The 20257-nt window shown below is 63.5% G+C and carries 19 protein-coding genes; 6 read left to right on the top strand and 13 right to left on the bottom strand.

Features of this window, described 5'->3' with window-relative positions:
- Positions 1 to 4: 4 nt before the first annotated feature.
- Entirely contained in the window at positions 5 to 544 is a 540-nt protein-coding gene (locus QRN36_RS07675; RefSeq protein ID WP_285423512.1) for a helix-turn-helix domain-containing protein, read from the bottom strand.
- Between the two features lie 257 nt (positions 545 to 801).
- Here QRN36_RS07675 and QRN36_RS07680 point away from each other — a divergent pair, with 257 nt between their 5' ends.
- Together QRN36_RS07680 and QRN36_RS07685 are read left to right on the top strand one after the other, a co-directional pair.
- Positions 802 to 1131, top strand: coding sequence for a thioredoxin family protein (locus QRN36_RS07680; RefSeq protein WP_285423513.1), 330 nt, complete (start codon positions 802 to 804; stop codon positions 1129 to 1131).
- Between the two features lie 78 nt (positions 1132 to 1209).
- Positions 1210 to 2499: a nitrate regulatory protein gene (locus tag QRN36_RS07685; protein WP_285423514.1), complete on the top strand. Its 1290-nt coding sequence runs from the start codon at positions 1210 to 1212 to the stop codon at positions 2497 to 2499.
- Positions 2500 to 2560: 61 nt separating this feature from the next.
- Here QRN36_RS07685 and moaA read toward each other — a convergent pair whose 3' ends face one another.
- From moaA to QRN36_RS07735, 10 genes are all read right to left on the bottom strand, one after another.
- On the bottom strand, positions 2561 to 3559 hold the full coding sequence (moaA, locus tag QRN36_RS07690; protein WP_093458752.1) for a GTP 3',8-cyclase MoaA: 999 nt from the start codon (positions 3557 to 3559) through the stop codon (positions 2561 to 2563).
- A gap of 75 nt (positions 3560 to 3634) precedes the next feature.
- A complete protein-coding gene (locus QRN36_RS07695) occupies positions 3635 to 4462 on the bottom strand; it encodes a formate/nitrite transporter family protein (RefSeq protein WP_285423515.1) in 828 nt (275 codons plus the stop codon).
- 372 nt (positions 4463 to 4834) lie between these two features.
- On the bottom strand, positions 4835 to 6199 hold the full coding sequence (locus QRN36_RS07700; RefSeq protein WP_285423516.1) for a sodium:proton antiporter: 1365 nt from the start codon (positions 6197 to 6199) through the stop codon (positions 4835 to 4837).
- 104 nt (positions 6200 to 6303) lie between these two features.
- Positions 6304 to 7356: an ABC transporter substrate-binding protein gene (locus QRN36_RS07705; protein ID WP_285423530.1), complete on the bottom strand. Its 1053-nt coding sequence runs from the start codon at positions 7354 to 7356 to the stop codon at positions 6304 to 6306.
- A gap of 5 nt (positions 7357 to 7361) precedes the next feature.
- Positions 7362 to 8546, bottom strand: coding sequence for an FAD-binding oxidoreductase (locus QRN36_RS07710; protein WP_285423517.1), 1185 nt, complete (start codon positions 8544 to 8546; stop codon positions 7362 to 7364).
- Positions 8543 to 9904: an NAD(P)/FAD-dependent oxidoreductase gene (locus QRN36_RS07715; RefSeq protein WP_285423518.1), complete on the bottom strand. Its 1362-nt coding sequence runs from the start codon at positions 9902 to 9904 to the stop codon at positions 8543 to 8545. The genes QRN36_RS07710 and QRN36_RS07715 overlap by 4 nt, the downstream gene beginning before the upstream one ends.
- Positions 9901 to 10191 carry a (2Fe-2S)-binding protein gene (locus QRN36_RS07720; protein WP_285423519.1) on the bottom strand — a complete coding sequence of 97 codons (291 nt, stop codon included), beginning with the start codon at positions 10189 to 10191 and terminating at the stop codon, positions 9901 to 9903. The genes QRN36_RS07715 and QRN36_RS07720 overlap by 4 nt, the downstream gene beginning before the upstream one ends.
- A 43-nt stretch (positions 10192 to 10234) precedes the next feature.
- Complete coding sequence (locus tag QRN36_RS07725; RefSeq protein WP_093458746.1) at positions 10235 to 11029, bottom strand: ABC transporter permease; 795 nt, start codon at positions 11027 to 11029, stop codon at positions 10235 to 10237.
- A gap of 3 nt (positions 11030 to 11032) precedes the next feature.
- Positions 11033 to 11905 (bottom strand): ABC transporter permease, encoded by an 873-nt coding sequence (locus tag QRN36_RS07730; RefSeq protein ID WP_285423520.1) that lies wholly within the window; start codon positions 11903 to 11905, stop codon positions 11033 to 11035.
- Positions 11902 to 12930, bottom strand: coding sequence for an ABC transporter ATP-binding protein (locus QRN36_RS07735; RefSeq protein ID WP_285423521.1), 1029 nt, complete (start codon positions 12928 to 12930; stop codon positions 11902 to 11904). Before QRN36_RS07735 ends, QRN36_RS07730 begins: the two co-directional genes overlap by 4 nt.
- A gap of 246 nt (positions 12931 to 13176) precedes the next feature.
- On the opposite strand from QRN36_RS07735, the gene QRN36_RS07740 reads away from it, so the two are divergent.
- Both QRN36_RS07740 and QRN36_RS07745 read left to right on the top strand, forming a co-directional pair.
- Positions 13177 to 14013 carry an IclR family transcriptional regulator gene (locus QRN36_RS07740; protein WP_285423522.1) on the top strand — a complete coding sequence of 279 codons (837 nt, stop codon included), beginning with the start codon at positions 13177 to 13179 and terminating at the stop codon, positions 14011 to 14013.
- 265 nt (positions 14014 to 14278) lie between these two features.
- Positions 14279 to 15898 (top strand): methyl-accepting chemotaxis protein, encoded by a 1620-nt coding sequence (locus tag QRN36_RS07745; RefSeq protein WP_285423523.1) that lies wholly within the window; start codon positions 14279 to 14281, stop codon positions 15896 to 15898.
- Positions 15899 to 15910: 12 nt separating this feature from the next.
- Here the strand turns inward: QRN36_RS07745 and QRN36_RS07750 are convergent, their stop codons facing one another.
- Positions 15911 to 16849 (bottom strand): class I SAM-dependent methyltransferase, encoded by a 939-nt coding sequence (locus QRN36_RS07750; protein ID WP_285423524.1) that lies wholly within the window; start codon positions 16847 to 16849, stop codon positions 15911 to 15913.
- A 197-nt stretch (positions 16850 to 17046) separates the two neighbouring features.
- Between QRN36_RS07750 and QRN36_RS07755 the strand changes: the two genes are divergently transcribed.
- Positions 17047 to 17580: a GNAT family N-acetyltransferase gene (locus tag QRN36_RS07755; protein WP_285423525.1), complete on the top strand. Its 534-nt coding sequence runs from the start codon at positions 17047 to 17049 to the stop codon at positions 17578 to 17580.
- Between the two features lie 12 nt (positions 17581 to 17592).
- Here QRN36_RS07755 and QRN36_RS07760 read toward each other — a convergent pair whose 3' ends face one another.
- A complete protein-coding gene (locus QRN36_RS07760; RefSeq protein ID WP_285423526.1) occupies positions 17593 to 18846 on the bottom strand; it encodes an MFS transporter in 1254 nt (417 codons plus the stop codon).
- A gap of 235 nt (positions 18847 to 19081) precedes the next feature.
- Between QRN36_RS07760 and hemB the strand changes: the two genes are divergently transcribed.
- Positions 19082 to 20056 (top strand): porphobilinogen synthase, encoded by a 975-nt coding sequence (hemB, locus tag QRN36_RS07765; protein ID WP_093458738.1) that lies wholly within the window; start codon positions 19082 to 19084, stop codon positions 20054 to 20056.
- Positions 20057 to 20257 lie beyond the last annotated feature (201 nt).

The raw sequence follows: 20257 nt of genomic DNA on the forward strand, positions 1-20257 counted from the left end.
CGGATTACCTGTTGATCAGCAGAGGTTGGGAAGGGGGAAGGTGCTTGCGATAGGCATCGCGACGGGCGCGGCTCGTCTCCAGGCGCCACGCGGAAATACTGTCTTCGCCTTTGTAGCGCAGGCTGTGATCGCGCATGCTGATGCGCTTGCCGGTGTTGGCGTCGGCCAGCACCAGGTCGACGGGCTCGCCGGTGGTTTCGTCGATCAGCTCGATGTTCGAGCCGTTGTCCGAGAAATGCTGGCTGCCCCATTTCATGAGCGTCAGGACCACAGGGCGAAAATCGCGTCCACGTTCGGTCAGCAGATAGTCATAACGGATCGGTTTGTCGCTGTAGGCGCAGCGCTCGACCAGCCCCGACGCCATCAGCCCCTGGAGGCGACGGGTGAGGGTATTGCTGGCGATGCCCAGACTTTTCTGAAATTCATCGAACCGGCTCAGGCCGTAAGACATGTCACGCAGGATCAGAATGTTCCACCAGTCACCCACGTGTTCCAGGCTGTGGGCGATCGGGCAGGGCATGTCGGCGAAACTTTTCTTCTTCATGACCAGACCTCCGAAACCGGTGACGGCTTCTAAATGATGGGTGTAATCTAACGATGTGGCTTTCATTGTGCAAGTCACTATTCAAATGAAAGTGATCGGTGGTTTGATGTCTAGGAAACCGCTGCTGCCCTGGCGGGTCTTTGTTTCATCACCGCGTGCGTGGTTAGACTTGCCGCCAGGCGATCACCCAGCACGCATTCCTGAAACGCCCATCCATGAACAGCCACGAGGCGACGCACGCCTCATCGGGAGTTGAAATGTCCGGCCAGCCCTACGTTCCAGAAACCCTCACTCGCGCCGACGTGGATGCATTGGCTGGCGCCAGCGTCATCGAATTCGGCACCAACTGGTGCGGGCACTGTACTGCCGCACAACCGTTGATCGGTGAGGTGAGTGCGGACTATCCGCAGGTACGCCGGCTGAAAATCGAAGACGGCAGCGGTCGCCGTCTGGGCCGCTCGTTCCGCGTCAAACTCTGGCCAACGCTGGTGTTCATGCGCGATGGCCAGGAGGTCACGCGGCTGGTTCGTCCGACGCGAGCCAGCGACATCGAGGAAGCCTTTGAAGCCCTGACGCAACAAGGCTGAGGCCAGACAGTGGCTGAAGACCGGCAAAGGCCCTGCTTTTGCATGATTGGTCGGTTTCCTGCCTGAGAATTGACGCGTATGACCGACACCCACATGCCGCCGGCTTTGCGTTTCATGCTCGCCGCCCGGCGCAGCGAGCTGGCGGGGCTGGAGGGCCTGGCGCAGACCTGTGAGCTGGTCACGCTGATCAGCCAATGGGTGCATGCCTTGCAGCGCGAGCGGGGGTATTCGAATGTCTATCTGGGCAGCAAGGACACTCGTCAATTGCCCCGGCTTGATGCATTGAGCGCGCAGGCCAGCGCCGTCGAGCAGCGTGTCGTCGCCTGTTTTGACGGCATCGATCTGGAATCGGCGAGCGCTTCGGACCGTGCGCGGCTGTTCAACCGTCTGGCGTTCGTCATGCACGCGCTCGACGATCTGCCGGGCTTGCGCCGACGCATTCGCGATCAGCGCCTGACCCCGGTCGAGGCCACGGCGGCACTGACGCGCCTGATCGGCGGGTTGCTGGCAGTGGTATTCGAGGCGGCCGACACAGCGATCGATCCTCCTGTCACCCGCGTGCTGGTGGCGCTGTTCAATTTCATGCAGGGCAAGGAGCTGGCGGGGCAGGAGCGCGCGATCGGGGTGAACGGTTTCGCGGCGGGTTTTTTCGATACGCTGGTGCGCGAGCGCATCGAACATCTGGTGCAGGGGCAGGAACTCTGCTTTCAGACGTTCGCCGAGTTTGCCGATGATGAAGCATGGCGCCTGTGGCTGAACCTGCAGGCCAGCGACACCTCGGCGCAGGTGACCCGGCTCAGGACCGTGGCGCTGAAGACGTCCGAAAGCGAGCGGGTCGATCCGACGCTGTCGCAGATATGGTTTGACCTGACCACCGCCCGTATCGATGCCATGCGCGAGGTGGAAACCCGTCTGGCCCAGGTGCTGTCGAGCACCTGTCAGGCGAGCATCCGCCAGGCGCGCGCCGATCTGGACAACCATCGCACGCTGCTCAGCCGGCTGGTCAGCCTTGAGAGTGCCGCCTGCGCAGATCAGGCGCTGCTGTTCAATGTCCAGGCGCTGGACCTGAGCACGGTGCCGCGTGATGGCTTGGGTCATCACTTGGGGCGGTCGGTGCTGGAGATGCTGCATTCGCAGACGCGGCGCCTGCTGACGGCCAATGACGAGCGCGACGAGGCCCGCCAGGCGTTAAATGAACGCAAGCTGGTTGAACGGGCCAAGCGATTGTTGATGGACGAATACCAGCTCAGTGAACACGACGCCTATGAACGGCTGCGCGTATCATCGATGGAGCGGGGTCAGCGAATGATCGATGTCGCCGGGGCCTTGCTGGAACTGGCGGCGGGGCGTACTCCCCGGCGGGACTGAGCCGCTGCCCCGAACATCGCAACAGCACGGGCGTGACTGGAGCAAGGACGTGTGGCGCGTGTCAGCCGCCGGTCATGTTCATGAAGCGCACGACCTGCACGTCATCGTTGAGCTCGAAGTTGTGGCGGTAGGGCTTGAGCTGCATGGCGTCGATGATCGCTTTTTCCAGCTTCTCCGGCTGGCCGGGGTTGGCGCGAAGAACGGCCTTGAGGTCCGCCGAATGTTCATTGCCCAGGCACAACAGCAAGCGGCCTTCGACCGTCACGCGCACCCGGTTGCAGGTGGCGCAGAAGTTGTGGCTGTGGGGCGAGATGAAGCCGATGCGGATGTCCGGCGCTTCGGCCACCCGCCAGTATCGCGACGGGCCTTGTGTCGATTCGGTGGAGTGGATCAGCGTGTAGCGTTCAGCGATGCGCTCACGCACCTGCTCGCTGGAGAAGAAGGACTCGGCCCGGCTGTGTTCGCTGATCACGCCCAGGGGCATCTCTTCGATGAAGGTGATGTCCAGGCCCCGATCGATGGCGAACGCCACCAGATCATTGATTTCGTGATCGTTGCGGCCCTGCATCACCACACAATTGAGCTTCGTGCGTTGGAAGCCCGCGGCGATGGCCGCGTCGATACCGGCAATCACTTTACTCAGCTCGCCGGTGCGGGTCAGTTCCTTGAACAGCGCAGGGTCCAGGCTGTCCAGGCTGATATTGAGGCGCGTCAGGCCGGCTTCGAAAAGCGGTACGGCGAGTTTGTCCAGCTGCGAGCCGTTGGTGGTCATGCACAGTTCGCGCAGGCCGGGCAGCGCGGCGATGTTCTTGCACAGGCCGACGATGCCTGCGCGGACCAGCGGCTCGCCGCCGGTAAGGCGAATTTTACGGGTGCCCAGCGCGACGAAACGCTCGGCCAGTTGATGGATCTCTTCAAGCGAGAGGATCTGCTGACGCGGCAGAAAGGTCATGTCTTCGGCCATGCAGTAGACGCAGCGAAAATCGCAGCGATCGGTCACCGACATGCGTACGTAATCGACTTTGCGTGAAAACCCGTCTAGCAGAATTCGATCTGACATTGCTTATCTCGACAGCGTGCTGCGTGGCAGAAGCAGGCCGCGCGTACCGGGTTCACGGTGCGCGCGACTGAAGCGTTAAATCTTGTGACCCGTGGGCTGCGCGATTGTCGCAACCCCATCGCCGGTCACCGGAGCCTGCGTGGCCCTCGAATATGACACGTAATACGCCAGACCGACAAAAATTGCACCTCCCACGGCATTGCCGAGGAACACTGCGACGAAGTTCTCGACGAATTGAGTCCAGCTCAGCGCATCGGCAAAAATCGCTGCCGGGATCACGAACATGTTCGCGACCACGTGCTGGAAGCCGATGGCCACGAACGCCATGATCGGGAACCACATGCCGAGGATCTTGCCGGTGACGTCTTTGCTCGCATAAGACAGCCAGACCGCCAGGCACACCAGCCAGTTGCAACCGATGCCGGAAATGAAGGCCTGACCGAAGTCGGCGCTCACCTTGGCGTTGGCGATGGCCAGGGTTTTGTTCAGGTACGCGCCTTCGGTCAGCCCCAGCACGTGGCCGAAGAAGTAGGCGATGAACAGGGCGCCCAGCAGGTTGGCGAACGTCACCAGCAACCAGTTGCGAGCGACGGCGCCCGCCGAGATCCGCCGGGCGAACATGGCGGTGGGCAGGCTCATCATGTTGCCGGTCAGCAATTCACCGCCGGCCAGAATCACCAGAATCAGGCCAATCGGGAAGACTGCGGCACCGAGCAGGTTGCCCAGCGAGGCCCAAGGGCCGGGGATCATGGTGCTGACGTGAATGTCGAGCAGAAAGCCCAGTGCGATGAAGGCCCCGGCAAGGAAGCCGAGCACCATGATCGACAGCGCGGGCAGACGGGACTTCTTGACGCCCGCTTCGACGGTCATCTCAGCGATTTGTTGTGGAGTGTTGATTGACATGGTTCTGGACTCGCACGCAATGGCCTGCGCTACGGCAAGAATGCCGCGCGCCACGAAAATGGGAGGTAGCTTTATTCGAGTGTTTTCAAGCGTCCGGTCTTGATGCGCGATCGTGTGGGTGACACGGCGGCAGGTCCCTTTACAGGCAACGATGTGCGTCTGATTGCTCGCCGAACAGCGGCGAAAAAAATGACGCGATCAGTTTAGTGAGCAAGCTACCGACCTGAGCGTAGAGCGTCCAATCGCTTGTTCCGATGAAGTGATCGATACGCTCTATCGCGGGAGTTCTGGGCTCCCATTATCGGCTGGCGGGCACGAACCCGGCGCGGGAATCGCGACCGATGGCGCGCGTCAAAACGTCACGGCAACAATTCACGCCTCGGGGCCGAGGTCGTCGCTGCGGGTGCTCATGCTGCGTTCATAGCGTTCCAGCAGCGGCTGGATGCTGATGCCATGCAGCAGAATGCTCAGCGCAACCACCGACAGCGTCAGGCTGATGCTGGTCTGAATGATGTCTTCGGGCAGGCCGTGAGACAGCGCGTAGCACAGGTAATAAAGTGAGCCGATTCCGCGGATGCCGAACCAGCCGACCAAGGCCTTCTGCGAGCCTGTCAGCAGTTCGCCCCTGATCAGCATCCACACGCTCAGCGGCCGGATCACGCAGAACAGCGCCAGGCCCAGGCCCACCGCGCGCCAGTCCCAGTACAGCGCGATGGCGGCGCCGAGCAGGGTGATGAGCAGCACTTCCATCGCACGCTCGACCAGACTGCCGAAGGCCAGCATGTCACCCATCATCACGCCCGCGGCCAGTTGAGACTCGCTGATCTCCTCGTCCTGGGGCACGGTGGCCGCCTCCGGCGCACTGTCCATGTGCCCGAGCACCGGTTTGGCGACGTGCTCGGCCGGGACATCCGACTGCGTCGTACGCACCTCGGCATGACGCAAGCCCAGGCCTGCGGCGAACACCGAGAGAAAGCCGAACGCGCCCAGGCCCTGGGCGACCACGTAGGCCATGGCGATCAGCGCCAGGGCGAGGAAATCGTTGGGCGAACTGGTGCTGTCGGCATTCTTGATGCGCAGGTAAATCATCAGGTGCCCGACGCTGCGGCCAAGGCCGTAGCCAATCAGCAGCGCCACGGGCACGCCCCAGATGATGCTCTTGAGGAACCAGCCCTGAACCCAGTCGAAATTGCCATTGGCATGGCCGAAGAACAGCAGGGCGAAGATCACGAAAGGAAACGCGGTGCCGTCGTTCAGACCCGCTTCCCCGGACAGGCCGAAGCGGACCCGGTCGAAGTCCTGCGCGTTATTGACTTGCACAAGCCCCGCGAGCACGGGGTCGGTGGGCGACAGCATTGCGCCCAGCAACAGTGCCACCGCCCAGGGCAGCGCAAACAGATAATGCGCCGCCAGACAGACGCCGATGATGCTGGCGAGCATCACGGGTCCTGCGAGCAGGTAAGCGGTGTGCCACGCCTTGCGGTGCAGGGGCAGCCGCAGTTTGATGCCGGTGTTGAACAGGGAAAACAGGACCGCGACTTCGGTCAGGCGCTCCAGCCAGTGGCGTGCGTCGCGCACGTCCAGCTGCACCAGATCGAGCCCCCAGGGGCCGATCAGCGCGCCAAACGCCAGGCACACCGCCGAGGTCGTGACCGGCAGCCAACGCAGGTAAGAAGAAGTCAGTGCCAGCAGCATCAACAAAACGCCGAGCACAGTCATGCAAAGAATAAAACTCATCCGGCCTCGTCAGCAGTCAGGGGGGGTTAAGGCTGTGACTGTGACGAGGTGGGATAGTTGGGCCGGATGTTGGATTGTTGCCGTGCCAGCGCCCGGCGCCGAAATCACCGCTCGATCGTGCGGCTCCAGCGAGCGTTCCATTCCGGACGGATCTGGTTGACCTTATCCCAGTCGATGGTCACGGCGGTTTCCAGGTACTTGTTCATGGCCTCCACCTGACCACGGGTTTTCTCCGTGGTCGGGGTTTTCGGGTTGGACGGAATCTGGTCGCCCATCTCCAGTGCCGGCGCCTGCGCTTGCGGGGTCAGCAGAAATTCGGCGAGTTTTTGCGCCAGTTCCGGCTCATCGTTGTTGGCGATGGTGCATTCGGCGACGTTGAGGACCACAGCACCTTCCTTGGGTGGTGCATATTCGACCGGCACGCCCTTGAGTTTCAGCGCGGTGACCTGAGTGGGCGTCAGCGGGAACAGCGCGGCCTCGCCGGTCTGCACCATTTCCGAGATCTTCGCGGAACTGGCGATGTATTCCAGTACGTTCGGGCCAACGGTTTTCGGCCAGGCCTTGAAGCCCGGTTCGACATTGGCTTCATCGCCGCCCTGCAGACGGTTGAACATCAGGAAGCCGTGCAGGCCGAAGGTCGACGAGGCCAGCGACTGGAACACCAGCTTGTCCTTGTAGCGTTTGTCGGCCATGTCCGCCCAGGACGTCGGGGCGCTCCAGCCGTTTTCCTGGAACATCTTCGTGTTGTACGCCAGGCCGGTCACGCCCAGGCTCACGGCCACTGCCTCATCCTTGATTTTGCCTTTTTCCGGAATGTCCGCCAGCGTCGCGCTGGGCTGCAACTTGCCGCACAGGCCCATGGAGATCGCGCGGTACATGATGCCGTCGTCGAGGAACATCACGTGCATCTGCGGATTGTCCTTGCTCGCCTGGACCTTGGCGAGAATGTCCGAAGACGTGCCTGGCACGATGACCACCTTGACGTTGTTGGCTTTCTCGAACGCAGGCAGTACCTGATCGGCATACAGGCGTTCCATGGTGCCGCCGTTCATGCCCAGATACAGTGTGGTTTCGGCCTGCGCCGGCATCGAAGCGAGCAGGGCGGCAAGCGGCAAGCAGGACAGGCCGGTCAGGGCCAGACGTTTCACGTTGTTCATGCTGTTCATGGCTGCGATTTTCCTCTGAGCAAAGGGATGACGTTATCCGCACGGGGCGGCACGGCGGTGGCAGGTTTGACGGGTTGAAAACGGGAGATCGAAAAAGCGTCCAGGGCGATCCGCGGCGCCCCTTCGCAGACAATCTGCGCCAGCGCTTCGCCAGCGGCAGGACCGATCTGAAAGCCCGACCCGGCAAAACCGAAGCCGTGCAGCAGACCCGGTTGCGTGGAACTCGCGCCGAGCACCGGCTCTCGGTCCGGCAGATAGCCTTCGGTGCCGCTCCAGGTGCGAATCGCCTGAGCGCCGGCCAGCGGCGGATACAGTTCGGCGGCGTTGCGCAGGATGTCGAGAATCGCCGCCTGTCCCGGCCGCGCCCTCGTCGGGTCCAGCGCGAAGCCCTGGCCACCGCCCAGCACGCAGTTACCCCGCGCGACCTGACGCGCATAAATGCCGCCGCCTTCGACCCCGGTGCTGACGTCCATGAACATCGGCAGGGGTTCAGTGACCAGCATGGCCGGGTGACCCGACAGCATCGGCACCGGCTCGTCGAATTGGCTGGCCAGGTGCGCCGCCCACGCGCCGGCGCAGTTGAGCAGCCACGGAGCGCGAAAGCCGCGCCCGTCAGCGGTGCGTACGGCGAAGGCCTGGCCGTCATGGCTGACTTGGGTGACGGCCGCCTGCTCGAACCCGTGAGCCCCGGCGCGCATGGCGGCGACAGCAAACGCGGGCGACACCAGACGCGGGTTGGCGTGGCCGTCATCGGCACACAGCGAGGCGCCGACCGCGACGTCGCCCGCCCAGGGAAAGCGCAGGCGCAGTTGAGCATGGTCAAGCAATTGCAGATTCAGGCCGAAGCCGCGGGAAGCCTGCTCGTAGGCCACCAGCGCGGCCATGTCGTGGTCGCCGCGGGCCAGCTTGAGGTGGCCCGAGCGCAGGTATTCGCCGTCGATGCCGATCAGGTTGTGCAGATCGCCCCACAGGCTGTGGGCACGTTGGGAAAGCGGCAGCTGCGACAATGGACGTCCCTGACGGCGCACGCCGCCGTAGTTGACCCCACTCGAGTGCGAACCGAAGAAATCCCGTTCCAGCAGTGCCACGCGCTTGCCGGCTCTGGCCAGGAACAGCGCGGCCGAAGAGCCGACAATGCCTCCGCCGATGATCAGCGCGTCGACTTCAAGCGGCTGGCTCATCGTTCTGTCTCCACGCCGAAGGGCAGCGGTTTGATCGGCGCCTGCCCGCGCAGGCGGCCAACACCGGCGATGTCGCGCCCGGAAGACTGCGCGACGATTTCGGCAGCGGCCAGGCCGCACATCCGGCCCTGACAGCGACCCATGCCGACCCGGCACATCGCCTTGACCCGGTTGATTTCCCAGTGACCCTGGGCAACGGTCTGGCGAATGTCGCCGGCAGTGATTTCCTCGCAGCGGCAGATCATCACCTCATCCGGCGCCCTGGCGGCCCAGTCTTCGGGGAACGGAAAGGCGGTCTCCAGGCCACGACGAAAACGCTGAATCGCCTCCAGTCGCTGTTGCAACGCCAGGCTGCGTGTTCGGTCGACGGTGTAACCGATGTCGCCGAGCAGGGTCAACGCCGCCAGTTCTCCGGCCATTTCGGCGGCGTCTGCGCCCATGATTCCGGCGCCGTCGCCAGCCAGATAAACCCCGTCGACACTGCTGCGGCCTGCCGCATCGCGGGTCGGCAGCCATGCGCGGTTCAGCGGGCTCCAGGCAAAGTCGCAGCCGAGCAGATCCGCCAGCTGGGTTTCGCTGCGCAGCGCATGCGCGAACGCGATGGCATCGCACGGCAGCACCTGTTCCTGCCCATCGGCCGCATAAACGGCCGCGCTAACGCGACGCTCGCCCTCGATCCGGCGCAGTGCGACGCCTTGATGCACCGCCACCCCGTGGGCGGTCAGCCAGGCTCGGTAGTACAAACCCTTGGCGAGCGTGGCCGGTTGGCCGAGCAGCGCGGGCAGGGCGCGTGCCTGGGCGGACAACGGCGAGCTGTCGAGCACCGCGACGACCTGCGCGCCGGCTTTTGCGTACTGGTAGGCCACCAGATGCAGCAGTGGGCCGCTGCCGGCGAACACCACCCGCTCACCAATGGCGCAGCCCTGGAATTTCAGGGCGATCTGCGCCGCGCCAAGGCTGTAGACGCCCGGCAATGTCCAGCCCGGCACCGGCAGAATGCGGTCGGTGGCGCCGGTCGCGACGATCAGCTGCCGGTAGCGAACCTGCTCGGCTACGCCGTCGCACAGCGTGTCGAGGGTGTGTTGCTCGGTATTCCACACCAGCGTCTGCGGGCGGTAGTCGATGTCTTTCTGCAGCCGGTCCAGCGTCGCGTGCACGGCCTGGGCTTTTGACGCTTCGAAGCCATACAGGGCTTTCGCCGAGCGTTTGAAATTCTCCGGCTGACGACGATAGATCTGCCCGCCGCCACGCAGGCTTTCGTCGATCAGGCTCGGTCGCAGGCCATAGGCGACCAGGGTCTGGGCGGCGCGAATGCCCGCCGGGCCGGCACCGACGATGACCACGTCCTGACCGCTCATGGGCGCCGTCCCGGTTCGCGACTGACACGCAAATCCGCTTCGAGCAGCGTCGAGCAGGCGCGCACGCGGCGCCCGTCGCCCAGTCGGACCCAGCAATCCTGGCACGCGCCCATCAGGCAAAAGCCGGCGCGCGGTTCGGCGCTGAAGTCGCTGCCGCGCAAGTAGTCATCCGCCGTCAGCACCGCGGTGAGCAGCGTATCGCCCCGCAAGCCGCTGGCCGCCTCACCATCGAGGGTGAAGGGCAACACGTCGCGGTCGTGTTCGGCCAATCGTTTCAGCAAAGCCATGGCGCTCTCTCTGTGCGGCAAAAGACGGGTAAGCGAATGTTCATCAGTGACGGCCCACCAGCACGCGGTCCAGCCCGTACACGCGGTCGAGGATGATCATGGTGGCGGCCGTCAGCGCAATCACCAGCGCCGAAACGGCCGCCATCATCGGGTCGATGGATTCGGTGGCGTAGACATACATGCGCACCGGCAGCGTCTGGGTCGACGGCGAGGTGACGAAGATCGACAGGGTCACTTCATCGAAACTGTTGATGAACGCCAGCAGCCAGCCACCGGCGACGCCGGGCAGGATCATGGGCAGGGTGATCTGGCGAAACAGGGTGAAGCGGCTGGCGCCCAGTGATTCGGCGGCTTGCTCGGCGCTGCGGTCCATGCCGATCGCTGCCGCAATCACCAGGCGCAAGACATAAGGCGTGATGACGACCACGTGGGCGAACGTCAGCCAGACGAAGCTGCCGTTGACGCCCATCAGCGCGAACAGGCGTAGCATCGCCACGCCCAGCACTAGGTGGGGAATGATGATCGGCGAGAGAAACAGGCCATTGAGGAAATCACGGCCTGGAAACCGGTAGCGGGTAATCGCCAGCGCCGCCGGCACGGCGATCAGTGTGGCGAGGGTCGCGGCAACCACTGCCAGGATCAGGCTGTTATAGAACGACTGGATGAAGTCGGCGCGTTCGAACACCGCGCTGAACCAGCGCAGTGAAAAGCCGTGCCACGGCAGGCTCAGCGTGTTTTCCGGCGTGAACGCCACCAGGCACACCACCAGCAGCGGCGCCAGCATGAACACCACGACCAGCGCATGGAAGGACAGGGCCAGAGGACCATTCTTGGACATCGATCATTCCCCCAGGGATTTTTTATAGCGGCCTTCGACCAGCCGGTTCCACGACAGCATCACCAGCAGGTTGATCAACAGCAGGGCGACCGCGATGGCCGCGCCCATCGGCCAGTTGAGTTCCGAGAGGTATTGGTCGTAAACCACAGTGGCGACCATCTTCAGGCGTCGTCCGCCCAGCAGGCCCGGTATCGCGAAGGAACTGGCCGACAGGCCGAACACGATCAGCGTGCCGGACAGCACGCCAGGCATCACTTGCGGCAGGACCACCAGGCGCATGACCTTGGCCTGCGTGGCACCCAGCGACAGCGCCGCCTGCTCGGCCGAGGCGTCGAGCTTCTGCAGCGACGTCCACACGGGGATGATCATGAACGGCAGCATGACGTGGACCAGCGCCAGAATGACCGCGAAAGGGGTGTAGAGCATCTTCACCGGACGACCGCCCAGCGCCTGGATCGCCTGATTCACCAGCCCGTCGGCGCCCAGCAGCAGGCTCCAGCCGAACGCCCGGACCACCACCGAAATCAGCAGCGGGGTGAGGATCAGAATCAGGAAGATCGAGCGCCACGGCGTTCCCATCCGGCTGAGGATGTACGCTTCGGGCACGCCAATGACCACGCACAGCAAGGTGACCAGCGCGCTGATCCAGAACGTGCGCAAGAAGATTTCGTAGAAGTACGAATCGGTCACCAGGTTCAAGTACTGAGCAAAGGTCCAGGCATCGCCCTTCACCCCGACCTCGTAGTCGAACACGTTGAACGACAGCACCAGCGTCAGCAGCAGGGGCAGCACCAGCAGGCCGACGAACAGCGCCAGGGCCGGCGTTGATAATAAGTAACCGCGACCGGTGTCGCGCAGCACGCTGGCGCCGCTCATGCCGACACCTCATCGGCACTGAGTACGCGCAGCAGTTCGGATGGCCAGTCCAGGCCCACCACGGTGCCTTCGTTCATGGGCGCGTCGCCATCGTTGCGCCGCACGACGGTGATGTCACCGATCGGCGTTTCGACACGGTACAGCCACTGGCTGCCGAGAAAGTAGCGGGTGACGATGCGGCCTTGCAGGCGCCCATCGCCTGCCGGCACCAGGTCGATCTTTTCCGGGCGCAGGCTCAGCGTCAACGCGCCTTGGCCGAGCTGATGACGGACTTGCGCGGCGCCGTGTTCGTCGCGGTCGCCGCGCAGCAGGTTGGCCTTGCCGACGAAGCCGGAGATGAACTCCGTGCGCGGGTGTTCGTACAGTTTGTAGGGCTCGTCGATCTGGGTGATGCGACCGGCCTGCATGACCACCACGCGGTCGCTGATCGATAACGCTTCGGCCTGATCGTGGGTGACCATCAAGGTGGTGATGCCGACTTCTCGCTGAATGCGGCGAATCTCGAACTGCATTTCTTCGCGCAGGTTGGCGTCCAGGTTGGACAGCGGTTCGTCCAGCAGCAGCACCGGCGGCTCGATGACCAGTGCGCGGGCCAGCGCCACCCGCTGACGCTGGCCACCGGAGAGTTCGCGCGGGTAGCGTTGGGCATGTTGATCGAGGCGCACCAGTTGCAGCACGCGGCTGACGCGGCGCTCGATCTCGGCGGCGGCGACCTTGCGCATTTTCAGGCCAAAGGCGACGTTGTCCCGCACGGTCATGTGCGGGAACAACGCATAAGACTGGAACACCACACCCAGGCCACGGCTCGCCGGTTTGGCGTGTGTGATGTCGCGGCCATCGAGCACGATGCGTCCGCCGCTGACGTCGACGAACCCGGCGATCATTTGCAACGTGGTGGTCTTGCCGCAGCCAGAGGGGCCGAGCAGGGAAACGAACTCGCCTTTTTCCACCGACAGGTCAGTGGCGACGACCGCATCGACGGCGCCGTAACGTTTGCACAACGCCTGAAGTTGAAGAAATGCCATGGCTGCGTTCCACCTGTTTTAGTGCATGCCGAGGGCATGCTTTTTTTATGGGCAGATGCGAAGAGAAGACGTGCGTGTTGCCGTGGACGCTGGCGCTCGATCTGGGTCGGCTGCCGCTGTTATTCAAATCGCCCTGTGGACTGATCCTAAGCCTGCGCATACGATGCGCTCAACGACGAATTTCATTGAGCGAGTAGTATTTTCAGATTTATTCGTTCAGCGAATGAAAACAGGTGAATTGGCACTATGGATTCCATTGAGCGGAATGATTCTGCAAAAGAAACAGGCGTCGGCGCAGTGTCCCGCCTTTTTGCCGTGCTGCGCGCCTTGGGTGAGAGCCCCGAGGGTGGTGAGCGCGTGACGCAACTGGCCCAGCAGGTCGGGCTGTCGCAACCGACCACCCACCGGCTGCTGCGCAGCCTCATGGACGAGGGCATGGTCGATCAGGACGTGCGCAGCAAACGCTACCGCCTGAGCCTGGAATTCTTCGCCCTGGCGGCGCGGGCCGGGCAGTCCGGCAATCTGCGCGATGTGGTCCGGCCCAGCCTGTTGCGCCTGTCGGCGTCTCTGGGCGATTCGTTGTTTCTGCTGGCGCGCAGCGGTTTCGATGCCGTGTGTCTGGATCGCAGCGAAGGGCCCTACCCGATTCGCACCTTCACCGGGGACATCGGCGGTCGGGTGGCGTTGGGCGTCGGTCAGGGCAGTCTGGCAATCCTGGCGTTTCTGCCCGAAGAGGAGCGCGATACCGTGATCCGCTACAACCTGCCGCGCCTGCGTGACTTCCACCTGTATGACGAAGTGATGCTGCGCTCGGAAATCGACACGGTCCGCCGCCAGGGCTACGCCGCCCGCAACACTGGCGTTCTGGAAGGCATGGCCGGGCTGGCAGTGCCGATTCTCGATCGTGAGGGCAAGGCGGTGGCGGCGTTGAGCGTGGCAACCATCAGCGACCGGCTCAATGCTGACCGCATGCCGACGGTGGTGGACCTGCTCAAACGAGAGGCGGCCGCCATCAGCCAGAAGATCAATCCCTTCGACCCGGTATTGCGTCGGCCCTCCCAAGTGTTCGGTCAAAAAGAATGAACGTCGGGACCGGGCTTGGAAATCAGCGACTTGGCGCCTGCTCGACAGAATTTTGACCCGGCAATCAGACGCTCCATTGGCGCTTTTTCACCGCCTGTCGGATGCCGTCCCGGCAGTTTAAAGAAGCGCATGGCCGGGTCGAAGCAGGCTAGGTAGGCCCATCGTTTTTCGGTTCGTTGCCGGAGCGATGGCACAGGGAAGTGGCAAGCAGGCAAACCTTCGGGCGCACCCGGAGCACGCTGTCCTCCCTGATGAGATTCCCCCTATGTCGAAATCCCTGAGATTGCAGATCCTGGCGCTGCTCAGCGGCAGCCTGGTGCTGGTGCTGTTGATCGCCCTCGCATGTTTTCATTTCCTGTCCAGCAACGTGAAGTCTTACCGCGGGCTGATCGAAGGGCCGTTGCAGGCCTCGCAGCTGGTCGATCAGGCCAACCTGCAATTCAAGGTTCAGGTCCAGGAATGGAAGAACGTGTTGCTGCGCGGTAAGCAAGCGGCCGACCGTGACAAGTTCTGGGGCCAGTTCGAGGAGCAGGAACGTCTGGTGCAGGACACCTTGGGTCGCTTGAGCGGCATGAGTGGTCTGGATGCGTCGATTAAGGCGCAGGTCGAAAACCTGCGCAACGAGCACCGCACGCTGGGCGTGGCTTATCGCAAGGGACGCGATGCCTTCGTCGCGGCCAATGGCGATCCGGTGGCCGGTGACCTGGCCGTCAAGGGTGTCGACCGCGAGGCCAGCGAGCAGATGAGTGCGCTGGTGAGTGATCTTCGCAAACGCAGCGACGCACAGTCGCTGGAGATCAGCAGCACCGCCGATCAGACGATCCTGATCGGCACGCTGGTGATGCTGGCTTCTGCCTTGCTGGTGGGCGTTCTGACGCTGTGGATGGTCAATCGCAACATCGTCGGGCCGATCAGCATGCTCATCGAATACGTTGCGCAACTGAGTCAGGGACGTTTCAGCGACCGTGTCAGCGTGACTCGCCAGGACGAACTCGGGCGTCTGGCGGTGGCCGCCAACACCTTGCGCGACTTCCTGGCCGACACCTTCACGCGGCTCAAGCGCAGCACCACCGATCTGGACAGCGCCGGTGGCGAGCTCAAGGCCATCGCGGCATTGATGGCGCAGGGCACCCACGAACAATTCGAACGCACCGATCAGGTGGCCACGGCAATGACCGAAATGTCGGCCACGGCGCAAGAAGTCGCCCGCCACGCCGCTCAGGCCGCCGAGGCTGCCAGTGAAGCCGACCGCAGCTCTCAGGAGGGCGGCAAGGTCATGAGCGCGACCATCACCGCCATCACCCAGATGCGCACTGAAATCAGCAACACCGCCGATGTCATTCGCCGTCTGGAAAGCGACAGCGGCCGGATCGGCAAGGTGCTGGAAGTGATTCGCGGTATTGCCGAGCAGACCAACCTGCTGGCGCTGAACGCTGCCATCGAAGCCGCCCGCGCCGGGGATGCGGGCCGAGGGTTTGCCGTGGTCGCCGATGAGGTGCGCACGCTCGCCCAGCGCACGGCGGCCTCGACCGCCGAGATCAATCAGATCATCAGTTCGGTGCAGACCGGCGCCATCGACGCTGCTCAGGCAATCGAAAGCGGGCAGGCGCGCAGCCAGGAGAGCGTGGATCAGGTCGCACTGGCCGGCTCGTCCCTGCAGCGCATCACCACGGCGGTGGAGGCCATTCGCGACATGAACCGGCAGATCGCTACCGCTGCGGAGGAGCAGACGTCGGTGGCCGAAGACATCTCGCGCAACCTCACCGAGATCACCGCAATTGCTACCACCAACCAGAGCAACGTTAAGCGCACGCAAACCGCCAGCGAAGATTTGCACGGTTTGTCGGTGGGCCTGAACGATGTGATTTCCCGGCTCAGCGCCTGACCCTTGAGGGGCTCAGGCCTGGCGAAACACGAGGGCCTTGAGCCCGCCCTCGGGTTCTGCGTCCGGGAACTCCGGCGGATTGTCCAGCCGCTGTTCGAAGCGCAGTCCCGGCGCTTCGCGCGTCACTTCCGCAATCAGGAAAGCGGCGTCCAGCGCAGGGTCGTTCATGCAGGCAAGCAGGGTGCCGTCGCCGCTCAGCAGTTCCGGCAGCTTGCGCAACACGCGCTGGTAATCCTTGGTCAGCAAAAAACTGCCTTTCTGGAAAGACGGCGGGTCGATGATCACCAGATCATAAGGCCCGCTGCTCTTCACTTTGCCCCAGGATTTGAACAGTTCATGGCCCAGGAAGCTCACCCTGGCAAGGTCGTGTCCGTTCAGTCGATGGTTCTCGCGACCGCGACTGAGCGCCGCCCGCGACATGTCCAGGTTGACCACGAACTCGGCACCGCCCTCGATGGCCGCCACTGAAAAGCCGCAGGTATAGGCGAACAGGTTCAGCACGCGTTTGCCGGCTGCCTGGGCCCGGACCCAGTCGCGGCCGTGGCGCATGTCCAGAAACAGTCCGGTGTTCTGCTTTTTGCCGAAATCCACCTGATAATGCAGGCCGCCTTCGGTCAGGGTCCATTGTTCAGGCATCTCGCCGAGCAGGGTTTCGGTGTGGCTGTCGGGCAGGTAGCGGTGCTGGAGCAGCAGGGTGTGCGCCTGACACGCTTTCCACGTCGGGGTCTGGACCAGGTCAGCCAACAGATGCTTCAGGGCATCGAGTTCGTTGTCGGCCGGTGCCTTGAACAACGACACCAGCACCACGCCCTGCATCCAGTCGACGGTCAGTTGCTCCAGGCCCGGCCAGCAGCGCCCGCGGCCATGGAACAGACGACGGGTTTCTGCGGGGGCAGGGGCGAGGGCGGCGAGCAAATGCTCGTTGAGGGTCTTCAGCGCGTGGGAGTTCATGGAAAGTCGGCGGGTCGGCAGTCAGAAAGGGCGGCATTCTAAACCCAATTGCCCCTCAGCGTTCACGCGTTGGCGCATCACAGGTATTGCTTTGCCTCGCCAAGCGGTCATCATTGCGCGGGCCCTTTCCATCGCCGCCGGTTGGCGAAGGAAAGCCACCGCGGCCTCCACAACCCCTTCGAAAAAAGACTGTGCTCATGCCTCAGACATTGAACCTGCGCGATGCCCGCGACGATGACATGCCCGCCGTACAGGCGATCTACGCACACCATGTGACGCACGGCACCGCAAGTTTCGAGCTCGAGCCACCGACGCTTGAGCAGATGCGACAGCGGCGCACCGACATCCTGACCAACGGCTTGCCGTATCTGGTGGCCGAGCGCGACGGCGAGGTGGTCGGTTACGCCTACGCCACGCTGTACCGGCCGCGCCCGGCGTACCGCTTCACTGTCGAAGATTCGGTCTATGTGCGCGACGGCCTGGCCGGGGCGGGCATCGGTCAGGCGCTGCTGCAGCGGGTCATCCAGTGCTGCGAGGAGGACGGCCGGCGGCAGATGGTGGCGATCATCGGCAACAGCGAAAACCTCGCCTCGATCCGCTTGCATGAGCGACTGGGCTTTCGCAAGGTCGGGGTGTTCGAATCGGTCGGGTTCAAGCATGGCCGCTGGCTCGACACCGTGATCATGCAGCGGGCCTTGGGCGAAGGCGCGGCCAGTTCGCCGTTGCGGTAGCGGTTGGCCGGCTCAGGTGCCGGTTTCGACGGTCGGCGACAGGGATGGGTCGCCCGCCAGGGTGTCTGCGGTTTCCGGGACGGCCAGCCAGACCAGCACAAAGGCCAGCGCTGCGATGGCTGCCAGTGTCAGGAACGCCGCGTCGTATCCGGCCTCTCGGATCACCAGCCCGGCAAGCCCGTTGCTCAGCGCGGCGCCGAGGCCGAACACGGTGGAGATCGCCCCCAGACTGACGTTGAAACGGCCTGTGCCGCGCGTCAGGTCCTTCACCACCAGCGGCATCAGCGCCCCGAAAGCACCTGCGCCGATGCCGTCGAGCAGTTGCACGCCCACCAGCCAGTACGGGTTGTCCGAGAGCACATAGAGCACGCCCCTGATCGGCAGAATGATGAACCCCGCCATCAGCAGCGGCTTGCGCCCCCATTGATCGGCTTTGGCACCCACCAGCCAGGCGACCGGGACCATCACCAGCTGCGCCGCGACGATGCAGGCCGAGGTCAGCGGCGTGGCCAGCCGCATGTCGATCTGCGAGAGCTTCTGGCTCACCAGCGGCAGCATGGCGGCGTTGGCCAGATGGAACAGCCCGCAGCAGATGGCGAAGACCAGCAGCGGCCGATTGTGCATCAACGTTGCCACGACGCTGGCCTGCTCGTGATTGCCTTGCCGAGCCGGATCAAAACCCCGTGCGACGTCGTGGTCAATGGCCTTGGCGTCGACGACGCTGACCGCAACGATGCTCGCCAGCGCCATGAACGCCATCAGATAGAAGACTGCAATCGGACCGAACAGCCACGACAGGCCGCCGGCCAGCAAGGCGGCACAGGCATTGCCCGCATGATTCCAGGTTTCGTTGCGTCCGGTGCGGCGGGTAAAGGCTTTGGGTCCGGTGATGCCCAGGGAAATCGCGGCGATGGCTGGCGCGAACACGGAACCTGCGATGGCGCCTAATCCCTGGGTAATAGCGACCCAGGTGAAGCCCTCAATGAATGGCAGGACGAGGCAACTGGCCGTCACCAGCAGGGCCGCGACGATGACCACCAGTCGTTTGCGGCGGGTGCGGTCAATCAGCGCACCCGCTGGCGTCTGGGTCACCAAAGCGGCTATACCAGCGAGCGTCATGACCAGGCCGATGCTGGCCGGGTCCCATTTGTGCACCGCCAGCAGGTAGATCGCCAGGTACGGGCCCAAGCCGTCGCGCACGTCGGCGAGGAAGAAGTTCAGGCCGTCCAGTGAGCGGTTGTTGCGGTAATCGGAAGGGCTGTTCAAGGCCGGCCTCGCCAGACGGATCGCGCAGCGACACGGTGTGCTGCTCCCGATTAATGACCGATGCGCAACAGGTTTCGTTCGATGGCAACCGCCGGACTGTTGCGCGTGCGGCAATTGTCTTAATCGCCTCGATATTTGAATCCGGCGCGAGGCAGGAATAAGCTTCGCGCCATTGATAGCGCCGCGACCTCGATCCGGTCCGACGCTTTTCGCCAATCCTCGATCAGGAACTGTCATGTCCAGTCTGTTTCCCGCCGCTCGTCCACGCCGCCTGCGCAGCAATGAGAACTTCCGCGCGCTGTTTCAGGAAGCCGAATTTACCCTTAACGATCTGGTGCTGCCGATCTTCGTCGAGGAAGAGGTCGACGACTTCGTGCCGATCAACAGCATGCCTGGCGTGAGCCGCATTCCCGAGTCCAGACTGGCGCAGGAAGTCGAGCGCTATGCCCGTGCCGGGATCAAGTCGGTGATGACCTTTGGCGTGTCCCATCATCTGGACGCCACTGGCAGCGACACCTGGCAGGAAAACGGCCTGGTGTCGCGCATTTCCCGCACCATCAAGGACGCTGTGCCGGAAATGATCGTGATGTCCGACACCTGCTTTTGCGAATACACCGATCACGGCCACTGCGGCGTGATGCACGGCGCGCATGTCGATAACGACGCCACCATCGAGAACCTGGGCAAACAGGCGGTCATGGCCGCGCGCGCCGGTGCCGACGTGATCGCACCTTCGGCCGCCATGGACGGTCAGGTTCGCGCCATTCGTGCGGCGCTGGATGCGGCAGGTTTCACCCAGACGCCGATCATGGCGTACTCGACCAAGTTCGCGTCGTCGTTGTATGGCCCGTTCCGTGAAGCAGGCGGCTCGGCGCTCAAGGGCGACCGCAAGAGCTATCAGATGAACCCGATGAACCGCCGCGAAGCCCTGCGCGAGTCGCTGCTGGACGAAGCCGAGGGCGCCGACGCGCTGATGGTCAAACCGGCCGGCGCCTATCTGGACATCATCCGCGACATCCGCGAAGCCTCGAACCTGCCACTGGCGGCGTATCAGGTCAGCGGCGAGTACGCGATGATCAAATTCGCTGCCCAGGCCGGCGCCATCGACGAAGGCCGCGTCGTACGCGAAAGCCTTGGCGCCATCAAACGCGCAGGCGCGGACCTGATTTTCACCTACTTTGCGATGGACCTGGCGTTGAGCGGGATTTGATCGATGCGTGCGTGAAGGATATTCGGCGGCTGGAAATCAGTCTTCGCGAGCAAGCTCCCGCAAGCTCCCGCAAGTTCCGTGCCCTGGTCCCGAAACCTGGGAACGCGACAAGTCCATTGTAGGAGCGTGGCTTGCCCCGCGAACTGGCGCAGCGGCAGCAGAATCGGATGACGCAGTACATCAGGCAGACCACATGCCAAG

This window comes from Pseudomonas sp. efr-133-TYG-103a, from assembly GCF_030209235.1.
Lineage (GTDB): Bacteria > Pseudomonadota > Gammaproteobacteria > Pseudomonadales > Pseudomonadaceae > Aquipseudomonas.